This is a genomic window from Acinetobacter sp. P1332, from assembly GCF_044057475.1.
In the GTDB taxonomy this organism is placed as follows: domain Bacteria; phylum Pseudomonadota; class Gammaproteobacteria; order Pseudomonadales; family Moraxellaceae; genus Acinetobacter; species Acinetobacter johnsonii.
Window position 1 is genome coordinate 791621 of record NZ_CP171157.1, and the last position, 16841, is coordinate 808461.

The window sequence follows — 16841 nt, forward strand, 5'->3', positions numbered from 1 at the left end:
TGGGGGCTTTTTTGTTTTTATCGCACGATAAAAAGCTTTATAATGTAAGGAATTTTATTTTACCTTTTAGGTGCTCTCCCGTGGCTATCCATGAAATTCGTCATCCACTGATTCGTCATAAGCTTGGTCTTCTTCGTCGTGCAGATATCAGCACTAAAAACTTCCGTGAGTTGGCTCAAGAAGTGACCATGCTGTTGACCTATGAAGCGACCAAAGATTTACCTGTTTGCGACCATGAAATTGATGGTTGGAATGGTAAAGTAACGGTAGATCGCATTGTGGGTAAAAAAATTACGGTTGTGCCAATTTTACGTGCGGGTATTGGCATGTTAGATGGTTTCTTAAACCTGATTCCAAGTGCAAAAGTGTCTGTACTGGGTTTAGAGCGTGATGAAGAAACGCTTGAAGCACGTACTTATTACAAAAAATTAGTTCCAGATGTACAAAACCGTTTAGCGATGATCATCGACCCAATGCTTGCAACGGGTTCTTCATTGGTTGCTGCGATTGATGTATTGAAAGCAAGTGGCTGTAAAGACATTCGTGTGATGGTGTTGGTTGCGGCGCCTGAAGGTATTAAACGTGTTTTGGATGCGCACCCAGATGTCACTATTTTCACGGCTTCAATTGACCAAGGCTTAAATGCCAATGGTTATATCGTGCCGGGTCTAGGCGATGCGGGCGATAAAATCTTTGGTTCAGTTCAAAAAGATTAAGATTGAGCCCCAGCAAAAAGAGGCTTTTATAGCCTCTTTTTTATATACTACAACAAAGCGTGTACATATTAGGATCTGTTTATGAAAGCCGAGCAATATCAAGGAAAAGTTAAGCAATATAACGCTGACAAAGGTTTTGGCTTTATTTCCTCACCTGAAGGCGACGTATTTTTTCATATCTCGGATTTCCCTGCAGACTCAGGTGAGCCGAAACGCAATGAACGCGTGAAGTTTAATGTGGTTGAAAATGGCGATCGCTATAAAGCAATTAAAATTGAGCGGGTTGAAGACAACTCTGCCAAAGCCAAGAAATCGAAAGTCTCAAGTCATAATAAATCGATTACCACAGACTTATTGTCTAATTTTAGACGCTAAGTCAGCGTTGATTCAGAGTTCAATCGTGCAAAGATTAATCTTTGCATTTTGAAGCAAAGAGGCTTTTTAGCCTCTTTTTTATTGATTACAATACGAAAAATACAGTTGAATAGAGCAGATTATGTTTCTGAAAGGAAAAATCAAAAGCTTTAGTACCTCCCGTGGTTTTGGTTTCATTGAGGTGGAAGGGGATATTGATGATGTATTTTTTCATATCAAAGATTTGCCACAGCACAACATTGAACCCAAGATTGGTGAAGTACTTCAGTTTATGATTGTAGAAGACCAAGGCAAGTTTAAGGCTGGCAATATCCAGCGGCTTGGTCTGTCCTCAGAAAGCAAAGCAACGACATCACCAAATAAGAAAAAAGCACGTACCCAAGCCTCACCACGTTACCATGAGGCAGGGCATAAAAGTACCATCATCACCGTGATTGGGATCATCATCGTCGCGGCATTGGGCTTTTTGATCTATGGGAAATATCAAAGTTATTATAGTGCAGAAAAACAGCGTAAAGCTGAGCAGTTGATGCTCGAGCAACAACAGATTGTAGAAGAACAGCGTAAAGCTTTAGGAAAGTTGCCCGATCAAATCCTATCTGAGCAAGGGAAGCGTAATTTAGATGCAGGTCTGCATCAGACCAATCAACCCCGTTCTGAACGCGTAACGGAAAGTATTGATAAACAAAACGGTCGTTTACCTGTCAGCACTGGACAGTTTAAATGCGATGGACGTACCCATTGCTCCCAAATGCGTTCTTATGAAGAAGCGGTTTACTTCTTAAGGAATTGTCCAAATACCCAAATGGATGGGAACAATGATGGTGAGCCTTGTGAGCGCCAATTTGGGAAATAAAAAAGCACCCTTGGGTGCTTTTTACTTACTTACTTATTTTTCGCAGAATTTCATAAAGGCTTTGAGTCCTGGGCCTTGGTACTTCTGACGATGCACCAACATGAACAGTGGACGTGTGAGAGACCAAAACGGCGTATCAAGCACCACCAACTGGCCTTTTTCGCGCAAAGGTTCCGTTGCCAGTTTTGAAATGCATGACATCCCTAAACCACCTGCCACGATTTTTAAAATTGCTTCATTATGACCCAAGGTCAGACGGATATTGGCATCAGGCAAGTCTTTTAAAATAGCATTATCAAACACTTCACGCGTACCTGAACCTTCTTCACGCAAGATCCACTCGACCGATTTAAAGTCTTCAGGTGTTAATGTACGATTTAACTGCGCCAAAGGATGATCTGGTGCACAGCAGACGGCTAACTCATCGTCACGCCAGTGAATACATTGCAGTTGCGGCAAGTGACAAGAGCCTTCAATCAGGGCCAAATCTAGTTGGAACTGATTCACCGCCTCAATCATTTGACGGGTATTACCAACTTGCAGCTGTAAATGGGCTTGAGGTTGAATTTGTAAGAAGTCAGCCATCAGGTCAGGCATGAGGTAGTCACTGATGGTCAGGGTTGCACCCAAACGTAAATCAATGCTTTGTAACTCACCTTTAGCGGCTTGCTCGAAAGCATCACAGCGACCCAAAATTTCTAAAGCTTGTGGCAGCAGGAAACGACCCAGATCATTGAGCTGAAGACGCTTACCTAGACGGTCAAACAGTGGAGCCCCTAAACCGTCCTCTAGATCTGCTAAAGCCATACTCGCAGCACTCTGGGTGAGTCGAACCGCATCACTGGCTTTGGTTACTGTGCCTTCTTGAGCAACTGCTACAAAAACCGCCAACTGGCGTAAAGTCATGCGCATGAATATAGCCTTAACATTTAAAAAATATTAACAAATTATGTGGTCATGCTAACATGAGCAACGTCTTTGATGCCACGCTGAAATCATGTCAATTGAAAAATTTAGCCTAGAAAAGGTTTTATCCGTACACCGTTGGACCAATACACTTTTTAGCTTCACCATGACGCGACCTGCACATTTTAAGTTTACCGCAGGACAATTTGCCCGTATTGGCATCAAAGTGGGTGATGAATTGGTGGTTCGAGCGTATTCGGTGGTGTCTTCTCCCTTTGATGAAACTTTAGAGTTTTTCTCGATTGTGGTGCCTGAAGGTGCATTTACTTCGAACTTACAACACTTAAAAGTCGATGATGACATCTACCTTGAAAAGATCCCGTACGGTTTTTTGACTTTGGCGCGTTATCAGTTGCCGTTACCAAAAGACTTATGGCTACTTGGTACAGGGACAGGGCTTGCACCTTTTATTTCGATGTTGCAAGACTTTGAGACGTGGTCGAAGTACGAGAGCATTACGCTGGTTTATAGCGTACGTACAGCCTCTGAATTAGCGTATGCAACACGTATTCAAGAAATTGCAGAGACCTTTGGTGAAGGACATACAGGCTTTAAATTTGTGCCGATTATTACACGTGATCCACATGCGCCACTGCATGACCGCTTACCTGTACTGATTGAAAATGGTGACTTGGAAAAAGCAGTCGGTTTGAGCCTGAACCCTGAAACCAGTCATGTGATGCTGTGTGGTAACCCGCAAATGGTCGAAGACACCAAAGAAGCCCTAAAAGCACGTGGTTTGACGATGAACCGCCGTGGTGAAGGAAATATTGCGGTCGAAAACTATTGGTAAGATTCAAAAGCTCACATGGATAGCGATATCAAAGTATTGCTAAAACATCGCTTTAGCACAGAGAAAGAGTCGAAATATCGCGCAGGTTTTGTTGTTGACTGAAACACTTTAAACTGAGGAGCAGTGGGGTAAATGCTAAAAATGGATTCATTTCGTAATCGATTGATGGTGTTATTTGCTGGTTTGGCGTTTACTTTGGGGCTCTGTATTACCTTATATATCGGTAAAACTGCTTCGGCTCAAATGAGTAAATCCAGCGGTCAAACCTTATATATTGCTGCGAAGAGTATCAGTAATACTTTGGCAAATTCGTTGACAGAACGTGAACGGGAAATGGTGCTTTTGAGTCAATCACCGTTTATTGCTGAGGCAGACTTTAATAATCCACGTGTTCAACAGCAACTCGATCAAGTTAAAAAATCATATCAATATTATGCATGGCTTGGGATTGCTAACCCCGAAGGTAAAGTCGAAGTTGCGGCAAACCATTTATTGCAAGGTGCAGATGTATCTGAGCGGGATTGGTTTATTCACGGTTCCAAGCGAGTATATTTGGGCGATGTACACAAGGCTGTTCTGCTCGCCAAAAAAATCAAAGCCATTAACCCGAATGAACCGATGCGTTTTATTGATTTTGCGACTCCCATTTATGACCCTACGACGCATAAAATAAATGGCGTTTTGGCTGCGCATGCAGACTGGAGCTGGGCAAGCCATGTGCTGAAAAGTTCATTGTCTGAAAATGCCGCACAACGTGGGATTGAAGTCTTTATTGTGAACCAAGCGGGTGAAATTCTGTATCCGTTTAAAAGTATTGGTCAGGTGAACCCTCCGAGTTTTAGTAAACAACATGGCAATTACTTTGTGCATGACTGGGGAGAAGGACAAAACTACCTCACCACGGATGTTCCTGTATTTTCAAAAACACAGATGAACTTAGGTTGGCATGTCATGATTCGCCAGCCAGTTTCGATAGCCTTGGTAGAAGTTCGGTCACTGCAACATCAAATCTTAGCTATTGGTTTTGTGATTTCATTACTGCTACTTTTTGTGACTTATCGCTTAGCGAATCGTTTTAGCCGTCCAATTGAAAACTTGGCAAAAAGTGCGCATGCAGTCGAGCAGGGACGTGAAGATGTTTACTTTGAGGCGAATACCAGTATTCGAGAAATTAAAGGCTTGTCACAGTCATTAAATAGTATGACCGACACACTGTTGACACAAAAACATCAGCTAATGGATGCCAATACAACGCTTGAGCAAAAGGTTCAGGAACGCACAAAGGAACTTAAAGCGGCCAATATAGAATTAGAAAAGTTGGCACGGCATGATGCACTGACAGGACTATATAACCGCCGTGCTTTGACCGATTATCTGGATTATTTATACGCTCAGTTTACACGTAGTCACGTGGGCTATGCGGTGCTGTTGTTGGATGTGGATTACTTTAAAAAAGTGAATGATCAGTATGGGCACGAGGTGGGTGATCGAGTCTTAAAAGGGGTGGCGCAGGTGTTGTCCTCGAACATCCGTGAGTCGGACTTTGTTGCTCGTTATGGTGGTGAAGAGTTTGTGGTGTTGTTACCCACGACCACGCTTGAAGGTGCAATGGTTTTGGCTGAAAATCTACGACAAACTGTCGAACAAGCCCCAATTTTGGATCAGCATCCCATCAGTATTAGTATCGGGGTGAGTGTGGTTCAGGTTACAGATAGCGATGCACAGACCGCCATGCGCCGTGCAGACCAGCATTTGTACCAAGCTAAAGCGCAAGGGCGTAACCGTGTGGTTGCACTTTAACATTGAGGCTTTGACTGTGGCAGATTGGAGTGATCTGCTACACTGAAGTATCTTCTGCTTTACTGTGCATTGTTGTGATGTCTTACGATATAAAAATGAGCCAACTGCCTAAGGTTGAGCGCTCCCCGCAGCAGAAAAAATTAAATCGTTTAATTGATCAGATTGAACAGCAAAAACAAGAGCTGGCAGCATGGAAAAATGCGCAAGCCGACATTCGAAACTATACACGCAGTAAGCTTTTACCTGTGTATAGCGAGTTACACACGGTTTTATTTGCACAGCTTGATACCCTGTGGAAGCACTTAGCCAGTGACGCCTTTAGCAAAGTTGATCTGGCGCAGATTGACACCAAAATAGCCGCTTTAGCCAAGATGCTAAAAAAATCTCAGATGCTAACTTCCGTGCAGAAAGAACAGGTAGAGAAAGTGGATACTTTCTATATGCAGCATGCAGAGCATGTATGGGCGAAGAAAACCAAAACGAACTCAATACAAAATCATGACCTCGCTGAAACGGTAGTACAAAACGTGGATGTGGACTGGGAAAATTATGAATACGATTCTACCCAGTATGACGCAGAGCGGGAACGTGCCAAGCAGTTAAAACAACAAGAAAAACGTGAGCAAGCAGCCAAAATGGCAGTGCAGTCGCTGAAAACGGTGTATTTAAAAATTACCGCGATGATTCACCCAGACCGTGAACCTGACGAAGCGAAGAAGTTGGAAAAAACTGAGCTTTTACAGAAGGTCAATGATGCTTATGCAGAGCAGGATTTATTTTATTTACTAAAACTTCAGTTACAGCTAGAGACCAATAAAGGCTTAAGCTCAAAAGCTTTAAGTTCTGAACAAGTGAAGTTTTATCAGTTGTCTTTAGAAGCACAGAGTCAGAATTTGCAAAGTCAGTTAGAAGAGATTTTTGCGTCTTTTCACTTAAGCAGTCATATCAATACCAAACAGCTCAAAATGAGTGATGTGTATAAGGTGGTTGATAAGGACGTTGCTGAGTTAAAGCAACAGTTGAAGTGGGAAAAAGAACGTTTAAAGCATATGAAAAAGGTGAGTGGGGTCGAGATGTTGTTGGAGCATGGGGTGCTTTAATGCTTTTCTCCCTCTCCCTTAGGGAGAGGGAGCTGCAAGTGATTTTATAGCACCATGAATTTAATAATGAAAATTCCCTCTCCTTTTAGGCATAGGTATCTACACATCTTGATGTACCTAATGCAATTGTTGCGATTTCATTCAGTTCATCTATTGAATATTCTGAGAGCAGTTGAAGAGTGTTCAGTAAAATCGAAAGTCCTGCCAATATTGCAGGTGCACTTTCCAACTTACCTCTCTTCTGCTGTCGGCCTGAAAGACGGGCCAGAAATATACGAATTTTCTGATTTTGTTCATCTTCAGAACGCTGTATTCGCCAAGTCAGTACACACGCCATACTGCTGATCAGGAGCCGTCTTAAAATCGCTGCAGGTGTGGTCTGAAGCCATGATTCAACGTTATGGCCTGCCTGCTTCAGAAGCTTGAAATAGCACTCAATTGTCCAGCGCCAGTAATACCAGGTGGTTAATTCTACCGCATCAATCTCTGAAGAAACATTGCTGATCAGCGACCATCTCGCGACTGTTTTACCTTGAGCATCTTTCACCACAGCAACAATTAATCTGGCTGTAACTGCCTTGCCTGGCTGGGGAGCAACCCGTTGGCCTAAATCATCTTTTCTCTTCGGTTTTGCTGCACGCGTTATCCGAATATCGGTTTCTCCAACATGCAGCATATGCCTGTTTCCTTTATAAGCAATCGGCTTAACTTGCTGAGTTACTACTTTTTCTGCGACTTCTGCAACTTTGTAGGTTTCCCCTTGATGCTCAATCCGATGGCTTTCTTTGGCCCGAATCAACCATTTGAAACCATGGCTGCTGATTTCCCTCAAGTGGGCAATCGAGTCTCCTTCACGGTCAATGATATGGACTTTTGTTTTCTCAATCGGATACTGTTCAATCGTTTTGATTTGTTCTGCGAGTGAGTCCAAATGGGACTTGCGCTCGCTGTATTGTTCACTGAATGTGGAATAACAGCCGGATGCATCTGTTAGCGTCTGAGCTAATGGCGCAATTGGGAGCCCTGATGACGCATCGACAAGTAAACTGCTTTGCAATTCATAGCCTGAATTCGCCTCTGTTCTTTGAAGACGCTGAACCTTATGACTGTGCTTCACATACTGCAGTTGAGACCAGTCATGAACGATTAATGCATACTGATGCGGTGATGTCTTGATCTGTTCGCATGCAAGAAGCTTAATCGGCTGGTTTAATTGACTAAAAGAGATTTTATTATTATTCAGGAATCGCCAAACAGCCTGTGTAGTTGAGAAACTCGACTTTTGGGTAGAGGCCAGGTCTTTGATTGCGGGAGCAAGTGAAGCAAGAGGATTCATATAGAGTTTTACAAGGCTGTTATAACGTTTGACAAGACGCTGATCCAGACCAGAGATGTTAAATTGAAGAGCATGCTCTTCAATTTAACGCAAAGCTCGGAAATTGTGTAGATACCTATGCCTTTTAGGAGAGGGCTAGGGAGAGGTAATAATAAAAATGATAGACCCACAATTATTAGAATTCGCCAAAACTATGCGAAGCAATGCCACAGATGCAGAACATTTAATATGGCAATTACTTCGTGCTAAACGATTTATGAATCTTAAGTTTCGCCGTCAGCATGTGATCAAACCTTATATTGTGGATTTTTACTGTCATGAAATTGGTTTGGTCATTGAGTTAGATGGAAGTCAGCATGGCACAGACGATGCGATTGAGTATGATGCCGAACGTAGCAATTTTTTAGAGACTTTGGATTTGAGTGTGGTGCGTTATTGGAATCATGATGCTTTGAGTACTAATGTTATAGCCTATGAATAGTTTGGATGGGACTAAAATATACATGACAAGTTTTTCAATCACTTTCTTACTTGCTTAAGTGGAAAAATGATGCTATCTAATCTTAAATTTTTGATTAATAACTAGTTGTTATAGAAACTGGCGGTGTGTTTTGGATTTTAAGAAGAAAATTTTGGAACTTCAACCCACAGAGTTGATGGTTTTAATAACGGTTTTATTAGTGATGTTAGGAGGTTCGAACCTCTATGCATATTTTAGTACTTTGGGGGTGGAATTTTTAATTAAAGATATAACAATATCTTTATTAGTAATGTCCACCTTTAAGCTATTCATATTCTTTTTATTATGCTTTGTTATAGCATATATAATATTCCAATTAGGAGTTCTTTTAGCATTTATATTAAATGTAATTTTAAGTTTTTTCAATTTTGAAAATATAAAAGAACATTCTTCTTTACTTTGGATTTTTGTTGCCTCTCTTCCCTCATTGTTTTTTTTAGTTTATTGTCTTCAATATGAAGATTTTAGATCACTTATTCTATTGATTTTTTTTAGCTGTACTGCATTAATATTTAAAGAAATTAACAATAAGTTTTCAATAGAGGATATAAATGTACTTATTTGTTTGTTAATTTCATGTTTTGCTATAGGGAATTATCAAGCAAAAGTTGATTCAGATGTTACAAGAAGTAAATTAGCCAAAGTTGAAAATTATGCTAAAAATCAAGATTGGAGAATTTTAACTTATCTAAATGAAAATGTAATTCTGTTAAATTTGAAAAAAGTTAATAATAAAACTGAATTTAAAATAGTTAAATTTGAAAATTTGGAGTTTTCAGTTGATAAAAAAAGTTATGAATAATCAGCTCTTTATACTACAAATTAAATCAAACTACCAACACATTAAAGCGCTGCAATCTGCTCCATATTCGCTTTAATTTTCGTTAACTGGTCCGCAAACTCAGCCAATTTTACTTTTTCACCTTCAACCACAGCCACAGGAGCTTTCGCTACAAAGCCTTCATTAGAAAGTTTGGTGGCAATTTGGTCATGCTTCTTTTACTTTTATATGAGTTTTTACGATCAGTTTTTAATTAAAAATTAATATATATTAGATAAATACAGTCTTTTCTATCAAATGATGTAGTTTCATCAACTATTATGAGATTCTCCTTTAGTTCTTTTGATAGATTGATATAATGTTGATTTGCTGCTCTTACTGATTGATTTTCAAGAAAAACCATAAATTTAAAATATTCTGTCGTATTGAATTTTGACTTAGTCTTACCATAAAGTAGGTTATTTAAATCTTTAGTTATACCATTTCGTTGAGCAGACCCATATTTTGTCCCACCATTAATTGGAATATTACACTTAACTTCAGCTATCAATTTTATAATTTCATTTGAAACAAGATCATAACCATTAGTACTAGGTTTTATGGATAAAATTTCATCGGTTAATTTTTGTTTTGACTCTTGAGAAAGATGAAACTTTTTTGAAATCCAATTAACAAATGAAATTGTTATTTTCATGGTTAATAGGTTATTTATATCAGAGAGAGCCATTTTCAAAGAAATTATTTTATCACTGTCAAGACGACTATAATAATCATCTTCTGGAAGAGAAAATTGCGTGATAAAAAAATTATTTAATCTACTTTTAAGTTCTTCTTCACGATGATATTTCATAAAAATAAAGGGCTGAATAATCAGCCCTTTATATTACAGATTAGATTTTTAATTACAACACCTTAAAGCGCTGCAATCTGCTCCATATTCGCTTTAATCTTCACTAATTGGTCAGCAAACTCAGCAAGTTTAACTTTCTCGCCTTCAACTACGGCCGCAGGTGCTTTCGCGACAAAACCTTCATTAGAAAGTTTGCCTGCAATGACGTCATGCTGCTTTTGCACTTTGTCTAAGTCTTTTTGCAAACGACCCAATTCCGCTTTCGGGTCAATTAACCCTTTCATAGGAACAAAGACAGACACGTGACCTACAACAGATGAAGAAGACAATGGTGGTTGTTCACCGTCAGCCAAGAAAGTAATGCTTTCCACTTTCGCCAAGGCTTTAAACAACGCTTCAATACGTGTGATCTGTGCTTTCTCAGCTTCCGTCGTGTTTTGTAGAAGCACTGGTAATAGACGTGCATTACCTAAGCCCATTTCACCACGGATGTTACGTACTGCACCAATCAAACCTTGAAGCCATTGCATGTCTGCTTCAGCCTGTTCGTTTACACGCTCAGGGTTAGCAACAGGGTACTGCGCCAGCATAATGGTTTCGCCAGAAATACCGAGTTTCGGTGCAAGTGTTTGCCAAATTTCTTCAGTCAAATACGGCATGATTGGGTGTGCAAGACGTAAAGATGCTTCCATCACCGCAAGAAGTACACGACGAACTTCAGCTTTACGCTCAACCGATACGTTTTCATCATTCAGAACAGGTTTCGTCAGTTCGACATACCAGTCACAGTATTCATTCCAAATGAACTCGTAAATTGCTTGTGCAGCCAAGTCTAAACGGTAAGTTGCAAAGGCTTGTTGTACCGCAGCTTCTGCTTTTTGCAGACGGCTCAAGATCCACTGTTCAGGCAATTCCCAAAGGTCTTGACGAACTTCGCTACCAATTTCTTGATTTTCACAGTTCATCATTACGAAACGGGTTGCGTTCCAGATTTTGTTGGCAAAGTTACGGTAACCTTCAACACGTTTCATGTCGAACTTAATGTCACGACCTGTGTTCGCCAGTGCACAGAAGGTGAAACGAACTGCGTCTGTACCATAAGCTTGAATGCCTTCTGGAAACTCTTTACGGGTTGATTTTTCAATCTTCGCTGCTTGTTTCGGGTTCATTAGACCTGTAGTACGTTTTTGTACCAAAGTCTCAAGGTCAACACCGTCAATCAAATCCAGTGGGTCAAGCACGTTGCCCTTAGACTTCGACATTTTTTGACCTTCGCCATCACGAACTAAACCGTGAACGTATACCGTTTTAAACGGAACTTGTGGCGTACCATCTTCATTTTTCATGAAGTGCATCGTAAACATAATCATACGAGCAACCCAGAAGAAGATGATGTCAAAACCAGTCACTAACACATCAGTTGGGTGGAAAGTATTGAGGAAATAGTTTTCCGCATCGATCGAAGCATCGCCAGTCCAACCAAGGGTTGAGAACGTCCACAGTGCAGAAGAGAACCATGTGTCCAGTACGTCTTCATCTTGGCTAAGCGCAACATCAGCAGGGATGTTGTTTTTGGCACGGACTTCAGCTTCGTCACGACCCACATAGATGTTACCTTCAGCATCGTACCAAGCTGGGATACGGTGACCCCACCAAAGTTGACGAGAGATACACCAGTCTTGAATGTTGTTCATCCACGCCATGTACATGTTGCTGTACTGTTCAGGCACGAACTTGATGCGACCGTCTTGAACCGCTTCAATGGCAGGTTGAGCCAATGGTGCAATTTTTACATACCATTGGTCTGTCAATAATGGTTCAACGATCACACCTGAACGATCACCACGAGGTGGTTTCAAGGTGTAGGGTTGGATTTGGTCTAACCAGCCTTCAGCTTCAGCTTGTTCAACCAATTTTTTACGTGCTGCAAAACGCTCTAAACCAATATAGTCCGCAGGGGCAGCAATGGTTTTCGAGATTTGTTCGCCCGCTTTCGCGATGTATTCAAACTCTGCCAACACTTCTGCATTTTTATTGAAGATATTGATGATAGGCAATTCACAACGCTTGCCAACTTCATAGTCGTTAAAGTCATGTGCAGGCGTAATTTTCACACAGCCTGTACCGAATTCTTTATCGACATATTCATCTTTAACGATTGGAACGGCACGACCTGTAATTGGCAGGATTATATTCTGACCCACAAGGTGTGTATAGCGTTCATCATCCAGTGCCACAGCAACTGCAGTATCACCTAACAATGTTTCAGGACGTGTGGTCGCGACAACAATGTGGTCTTTACCATCATGGGTACGTAGGTTTTTATCTTCAAAGAAATATTTGAAGTGCCACAGTGAACCTGCTTCTTCTTTATCTGACTCAACTTCGAGGTCAGAAAGCGCAGTTTGCAGTTTTGGATCCCAGTTCACCAAACGTTTGCCACGGTAAATCAAGCCGTCTTCGTGCAGTTTAACGAACACTTCTTTTACTGCATTGGATAGACCTTCATCCATCGTGAAGCGTTCACGCGACCAATCGACTGATGAACCTAAACGACGGATCTGACGGGTGATGGTGTCGCCTGATTGCTCTTTCCATTCCCAGATTTTTTCGATGAATTTTTCACGGCCAAGGTCATGACGGCTGACACCTTGAGCACCCAATTGACGTTCAACTACCATTTGCGTTGCAATACCCGCATGGTCTGTACCCGGTTGCCATAAGGTATTTTTACCTGACATACGGTTGTAGCGGGTTAACGCATCCATAATGGCATTGTTAAAACCATGACCCATGTGCAAGCTACCGGTGACGTTTGGTGGCGGAATCATGATACAAAATGACTCACCTTTTTCAGAGGGCTTGAAATAGCCACGTTCTTCCCAAGTTTGGTACCATTTTTTCTCGATCTCGGTCGGATCGTAAGTTGTAGCGATATTTTGCGCTGAATCAGTCATAGTTCAAACAGTTCAAAAGTAGATAAAAAATTGCATCTATTGTAGCAAAGAAATCGCAAATGGGGGCATGTAAAGCAAATGCGTTGATCTAGCAATTGCGACATGATGCAGAGCGCTTTATGATGTGTCTAAACCTAGAGTGCGCTTTGTTCGCAGTAAAAAATCAAAAAAAGGGGGGATCACTATGACTTATCAAATATCATTAAAATTAAAACCTGAAACTCACCAACGCTTTGCCCACATTCATCAACAGCTTAATGCCGGCGAAAGCCAAAACCTTGCCAAACCTTTGGGTGAGGTTTTAGCGGATATTTCATGTGAAGTGATTGATCAAGTCTTTGGCGATCTTGCACGCTTGTCTACCTCAGTCGATGGGGAGTCTGAGAAAATTATTCAGCACATTGTGGACACTATGCGTAAGTACATGCCGTGGTCTGTGTCTTTTTTTTCAAATGACCGTCTAATTCCAATGGTGAATTATCTAGAGCAAAGGATGTATGACACCGAGAACATGCATTTTTTAAGCTACCCAGTCGAAAAAACCTTAGTTACCGAACTTTTGGGTTGTGCGGAACAGATGGAAAAGGGCAATAACAGTTATGTTGCTCCAGCTTTGAAGGTATTTACGCAAATTGTCGATCAAGGGGTGACCAGTCTGGTCCGTGAACCCAAAAAAATGCTTAAATTTAATCTGGTGGTCGATAAAACACTAAATGGGGTGATTAACTTAACGACCCAGTTGGGCTATAAACGTTTTGATAAGTTAGGGCGTATCTATGATGCGCAGATGATGAGTCAATATTTCGATCATTTCCTGACTTTTTTAAATGATCAATCTGCAAATAAAACTTCGGTATGAGGCAATAAGGACATGGCACAGTTAAACAGTTTAGACGCTAAGGTGGTGTGGATTACGGGGGCATCTTCAGGGTTAGGAGAAGCACTGGCTAAAGAATGTGCTTTACAGGGTGCTGAGGTGGTCCTCACGGCAAGACGTTTTGACGAACTCGAAAAAGTTCGTGTCGGGCTGCTCAATCCAGATCAACATATTTCCATTTGTGCCGACATTACCGATGAAGCTCAAGTTCGTCATGCCTATGAGCAAGTGCTACAGAAAAAAGGTCGAATTGATTGGCTGATTAATAATGCGGGTTTAAGCCAGCGTGCCTTGATTGCTGACACCAGCATGCAGACTGAACGTGCGATTATGGAAGTGGATTATTTTTCACAGGTGTTTTTAACCAAAACCGTTCTACCGACATTTTTAGCGCAAAAATCTGGCCGTATTGCCTTTGTTTCGAGTGTTGCGGGGTTGTTGGGGACGCAGTACCGTGCCAGCTATTCAGCAGCTAAGGCTGCCATTCATATGTGGGCAAATAGCCTGCGTGCCGAAGTGGCAAACGAGGGCGTAGACGTATCGGTGATTTTCCCGGGCTTTGTTAAAACCAATGTCTCGTTTAATGCTTTAAATGGCGAGGGTAAACCACAGGGTCATCAAGACGAAGCGATTGAAAATGGTTTAGAACCTGATATTTTTGCGCAAACGGTGGTGAGTGCTTTGCTTAAAGGTGAAGAATACATCGTAATCGGTGGGCGTAAGGAGAAAATGGGGGTTCTGGTGTCTCGTTTATCGCCTACAACGTTGTATAAAATGATTCGTAAGATGAAAGTGAAGTAAATTGAAAAAGGCAGGAGGAACGTCACTTCCACCTGCCTTTTTGGGGATGTTGTTCCCATATTCCCTATACTTTGATAGGGGAGATAGAGTTGTACTACTTACTGATTTTATTTAAATAGTTTAAAAACAATTCCGCATTTTTCCCACGCACTTGCCAAGACAAACAGCGCACACCGCCGCCCATATGACAGACATTAGAAGACTGTATTGGGACAACAGTACGTTTGGTTACGCTACGAATTTGTTGTAAAGCGACAGTATCCTCTTTAATCCCAAATTGCGGGAAGTAAATCCGTTCAGGCGTCACCAGCATATTGGTGTATAGGCCACATGCAGAACCAAATTTTTCATCGTAGATTTCACTGCCATCATAAGGGGTGATGATTTCACGAATTTTAACATTGGGAATACCGCGTTTTAAATCGGCTTTGAGTTGCTTAGCATAGTCGGGATCTTCAGGGTAAGAGTTAATTACCAAGGTATTTTGGTCGACAAAGCTGACTACGCCATCGGCATGTTCCAAGCCCCCTTGTTCATCGGCTTCAATGAACGCAATCTGTTTTGCACCCGTCAGCGCCATTAATTTCTTACGGGCTTCACTTTCGGTGAGCTTGTTATCCGCTAGGAATTTGGTGCTGAGGACGACATTGCCATAACCATCTTCCACCCAGTTTCCGCCATCATTCAATAGTTTGCTTTGCGTAAACTGTAAGCCAGCCTTTTGGCTGTAGTATTTAAACTCGTCTTGCACTTCATCTGAAATGGCCTGACCTTTTTTAGCGCCACCTTGTCCTGCCGCCGTGTAGCGGAACATGATGGGTTGAGCTGGGTTGGCGCTGGTGAAGTCGCGCATCCAAATGTCATGCATCGGTGCGATTGCCACATGCTTTTTGCCCAAGGCTTTGACATAGTCGGGGTAGAGGCCCTTGTCCGTCAGAACAACGACATTGTCTCCATTTTTAATAATTTTTTTTTGCATAATCGACGTGAAAATCAAAAATATCATCAATCATTTTTGCATAGTACGCATCATTACTTTGAGGGGATGCCAGTACAATTAATTCAGCTTTGGCTACAAGTGGAATCATGCTGAGTACAGCCATACTTATTTTTAGTGCTAAAGATTTCATTATCTGTGACCTATTTACAGTGTAGGTAATGTCCATTTTTATTGTGTTCAGTGTAGAGAATTATGCTCTAGTGAGCAATCTACCATCCGAATGTACGATAGAAGGTGAGCGAGCATGAGCTATTTTGAACGCTCATGCTATTTGAGTTTAGTGAATGGATGATTGGTCAATAGTCGCTGTTTAAGGACTTTGAATGGCAGTCCCATAAGCAAAGACTTCGACCATACCGCCTTGCATGCCCATTTCTGTGGTCGCCAGTCGCATACAAGCAATATGCGTTGCGCCGTGCTTTTCCGCTTCAAGTTTGAGTCGAACGATGGCTTCACGACGGGCGCGATCGATAACACTTTCATAGCTGGTGAGTCTACCCCCAAAAAAGTTTTGCACGGTCGCCAGTACATATTTGAAATAATCATGAGAAATCACAACATTGCTACTGATCATGTGCCCAGACTGCTCGAAGCTTACTTTGCGTAAATTACCTACAGTAATGTAAGCAAGACGCTTCTCATTTTGTTCAAGCTCCGCCAAATGTTTGCGTTCGTTATAACGACCAAAGCCAAAACCGACGCTAAAGAGCACGGCAAAGATCAGCAGTTGGAAAACTAAACTTTCCATGGCTTAGGCCTGTGTTGGAAATGGATCGGGAAGATGGTTGTCTAACGGTGTGACACGGACTGCAGTACCATAAACAAATAATTCAGAGGCGCCTTGGGCAATGTTAGAAGTTGAAAAACGAATACCTACAATGGCATTGGCACCTAAGCCTTGCGCTTTTGCAATCATACGATTCATGGCTTCTTGGCGTGATTCTTCTAAAAGCTCGGTATAGGCAGTGAGTTCACCACCGACAATATTTTTTAACCCTGCCAAAAAGTCGCGCCCGACATGTTTACTTCGAACCGTACTGCCATAGACCACATCCAGTTGTTGAGAAATGGTATGTCCAGGAACAGACTCAAGGTTACTTAAAAGCATAATGT

General features: G+C 41.6%; 16 protein-coding genes and 2 pseudogenes. 10 read left to right on the plus strand and 8 right to left on the minus strand.

The features are described 5' to 3' along the window. Nucleotides 1-80 precede the first annotated feature (80 nt). The 3 genes from upp (at nucleotide 81) to ACFN7Z_RS03800 (ending at nucleotide 1947) form a co-directional block, all read left to right on the plus strand. Nucleotides 81-716 carry a uracil phosphoribosyltransferase gene (gene upp, locus ACFN7Z_RS03790; RefSeq protein WP_058870138.1) on the plus strand — a complete coding sequence of 212 codons (636 nt, stop codon included), beginning with the start codon at nucleotides 81-83 and terminating at the stop codon, nucleotides 714-716. Nucleotides 717-797: 81 nt separating this feature from the next. Further along, a complete protein-coding gene (locus ACFN7Z_RS03795) occupies nucleotides 798-1091 on the plus strand; it encodes a cold shock domain-containing protein (RefSeq protein WP_005400349.1) in 294 nt (97 codons plus the stop codon). Between the two features lie 121 nt (nucleotides 1092-1212). Further along, entirely contained in the window at nucleotides 1213-1947 is a 735-nt protein-coding gene (locus ACFN7Z_RS03800; RefSeq protein ID WP_010327352.1) for a cold shock domain-containing protein, read from the plus strand. Between the two features lie 33 nt (nucleotides 1948-1980). Here the strand turns inward: ACFN7Z_RS03800 and gigC are convergent, their stop codons facing one another. After that, a complete protein-coding gene (gigC, locus tag ACFN7Z_RS03805) occupies nucleotides 1981-2859 on the minus strand; it encodes a LysR family transcriptional regulator GigC (RefSeq protein ID WP_010327351.1) in 879 nt (292 codons plus the stop codon). A gap of 85 nt (nucleotides 2860-2944) precedes the next feature. On the opposite strand from gigC, the gene ACFN7Z_RS03810 reads away from it, so the two are divergent. The 3 genes from ACFN7Z_RS03810 (at nucleotide 2945) to ACFN7Z_RS03820 (ending at nucleotide 6606) form a co-directional block, all read left to right on the plus strand. Next, nucleotides 2945-3706 (plus strand): ferredoxin--NADP reductase, encoded by a 762-nt coding sequence (locus ACFN7Z_RS03810; protein ID WP_010327350.1) that lies wholly within the window; start codon nucleotides 2945-2947, stop codon nucleotides 3704-3706. A gap of 132 nt (nucleotides 3707-3838) precedes the next feature. Next, complete coding sequence (locus tag ACFN7Z_RS03815; protein WP_010327349.1) at nucleotides 3839-5506, plus strand: sensor domain-containing diguanylate cyclase; 1668 nt, start codon at nucleotides 3839-3841, stop codon at nucleotides 5504-5506. A 77-nt stretch (nucleotides 5507-5583) separates the two neighbouring features. Continuing rightward, nucleotides 5584-6606 (plus strand): hypothetical protein, encoded by a 1023-nt coding sequence (locus ACFN7Z_RS03820; protein ID WP_029575092.1) that lies wholly within the window; start codon nucleotides 5584-5586, stop codon nucleotides 6604-6606. Between the two features lie 85 nt (nucleotides 6607-6691). Here ACFN7Z_RS03820 and ACFN7Z_RS03825 read toward each other — a convergent pair whose 3' ends face one another. Then, complete coding sequence (locus ACFN7Z_RS03825; RefSeq protein WP_395442586.1) at nucleotides 6692-7942, minus strand: transposase; 1251 nt, start codon at nucleotides 7940-7942, stop codon at nucleotides 6692-6694. A gap of 157 nt (nucleotides 7943-8099) precedes the next feature. Between ACFN7Z_RS03825 and ACFN7Z_RS03830 the strand changes: the two genes are divergently transcribed. Next, a complete protein-coding gene (locus tag ACFN7Z_RS03830; RefSeq protein ID WP_010327347.1) occupies nucleotides 8100-8423 on the plus strand; it encodes an endonuclease domain-containing protein in 324 nt (107 codons plus the stop codon). Nucleotides 8424-8574: 151 nt separating this feature from the next. Further along, nucleotides 8575-9264, plus strand: coding sequence for a hypothetical protein (locus ACFN7Z_RS03835; RefSeq protein WP_129556767.1), 690 nt, complete (start codon nucleotides 8575-8577; stop codon nucleotides 9262-9264). A 41-nt stretch (nucleotides 9265-9305) separates the two neighbouring features. Here ACFN7Z_RS03835 and ACFN7Z_RS03840 read toward each other — a convergent pair. The 3 genes and pseudogenes from ACFN7Z_RS03840 to ACFN7Z_RS03850 form a co-directional block, all read right to left on the minus strand. Next, nucleotides 9306-9461 (minus strand): annotated as a pseudogene (locus tag ACFN7Z_RS03840) (hypothetical protein); the annotation flags it as partial. 35 nt (nucleotides 9462-9496) lie between these two features. After that, a complete protein-coding gene (locus tag ACFN7Z_RS03845; protein WP_058951680.1) occupies nucleotides 9497-10093 on the minus strand; it encodes a hypothetical protein in 597 nt (198 codons plus the stop codon). A 62-nt stretch (nucleotides 10094-10155) separates the two neighbouring features. Next, entirely contained in the window at nucleotides 10156-13050 is a 2895-nt protein-coding gene (locus tag ACFN7Z_RS03850) for a valine--tRNA ligase (protein ID WP_010327342.1), read from the minus strand. Between the two features lie 184 nt (nucleotides 13051-13234). On the opposite strand from ACFN7Z_RS03850, the gene ACFN7Z_RS03855 reads away from it, so the two are divergent. Then, a complete protein-coding gene (locus tag ACFN7Z_RS03855) occupies nucleotides 13235-13909 on the plus strand; it encodes a hypothetical protein (RefSeq protein WP_010327341.1) in 675 nt (224 codons plus the stop codon). A gap of 12 nt (nucleotides 13910-13921) precedes the next feature. Further along, a complete protein-coding gene (locus tag ACFN7Z_RS03860; protein ID WP_010327340.1) occupies nucleotides 13922-14728 on the plus strand; it encodes an SDR family NAD(P)-dependent oxidoreductase in 807 nt (268 codons plus the stop codon). 94 nt (nucleotides 14729-14822) lie between these two features. On the opposite strand, the pseudogene ACFN7Z_RS03865 reads toward ACFN7Z_RS03860, so the two are convergent. From ACFN7Z_RS03865 to ACFN7Z_RS03875, 3 genes and pseudogenes are all read right to left on the minus strand, one after another. Next, nucleotides 14823-15858: pseudogene (locus tag ACFN7Z_RS03865) on the minus strand (agmatine deiminase family protein). Nucleotides 15859-16038: 180 nt separating this feature from the next. Then, on the minus strand, nucleotides 16039-16476 hold the full coding sequence (locus ACFN7Z_RS03870; protein WP_010327338.1) for a YbjQ family protein: 438 nt from the start codon (nucleotides 16474-16476) through the stop codon (nucleotides 16039-16041). A 3-nt stretch (nucleotides 16477-16479) separates the two neighbouring features. Further along, nucleotides 16480-16836, minus strand: a complete 357-nt coding sequence (locus ACFN7Z_RS03875) for a YbjQ family protein (protein WP_010327337.1) — start codon at nucleotides 16834-16836, stop codon at nucleotides 16480-16482. Nucleotides 16837-16841: the final 5 nt, after the last annotated feature.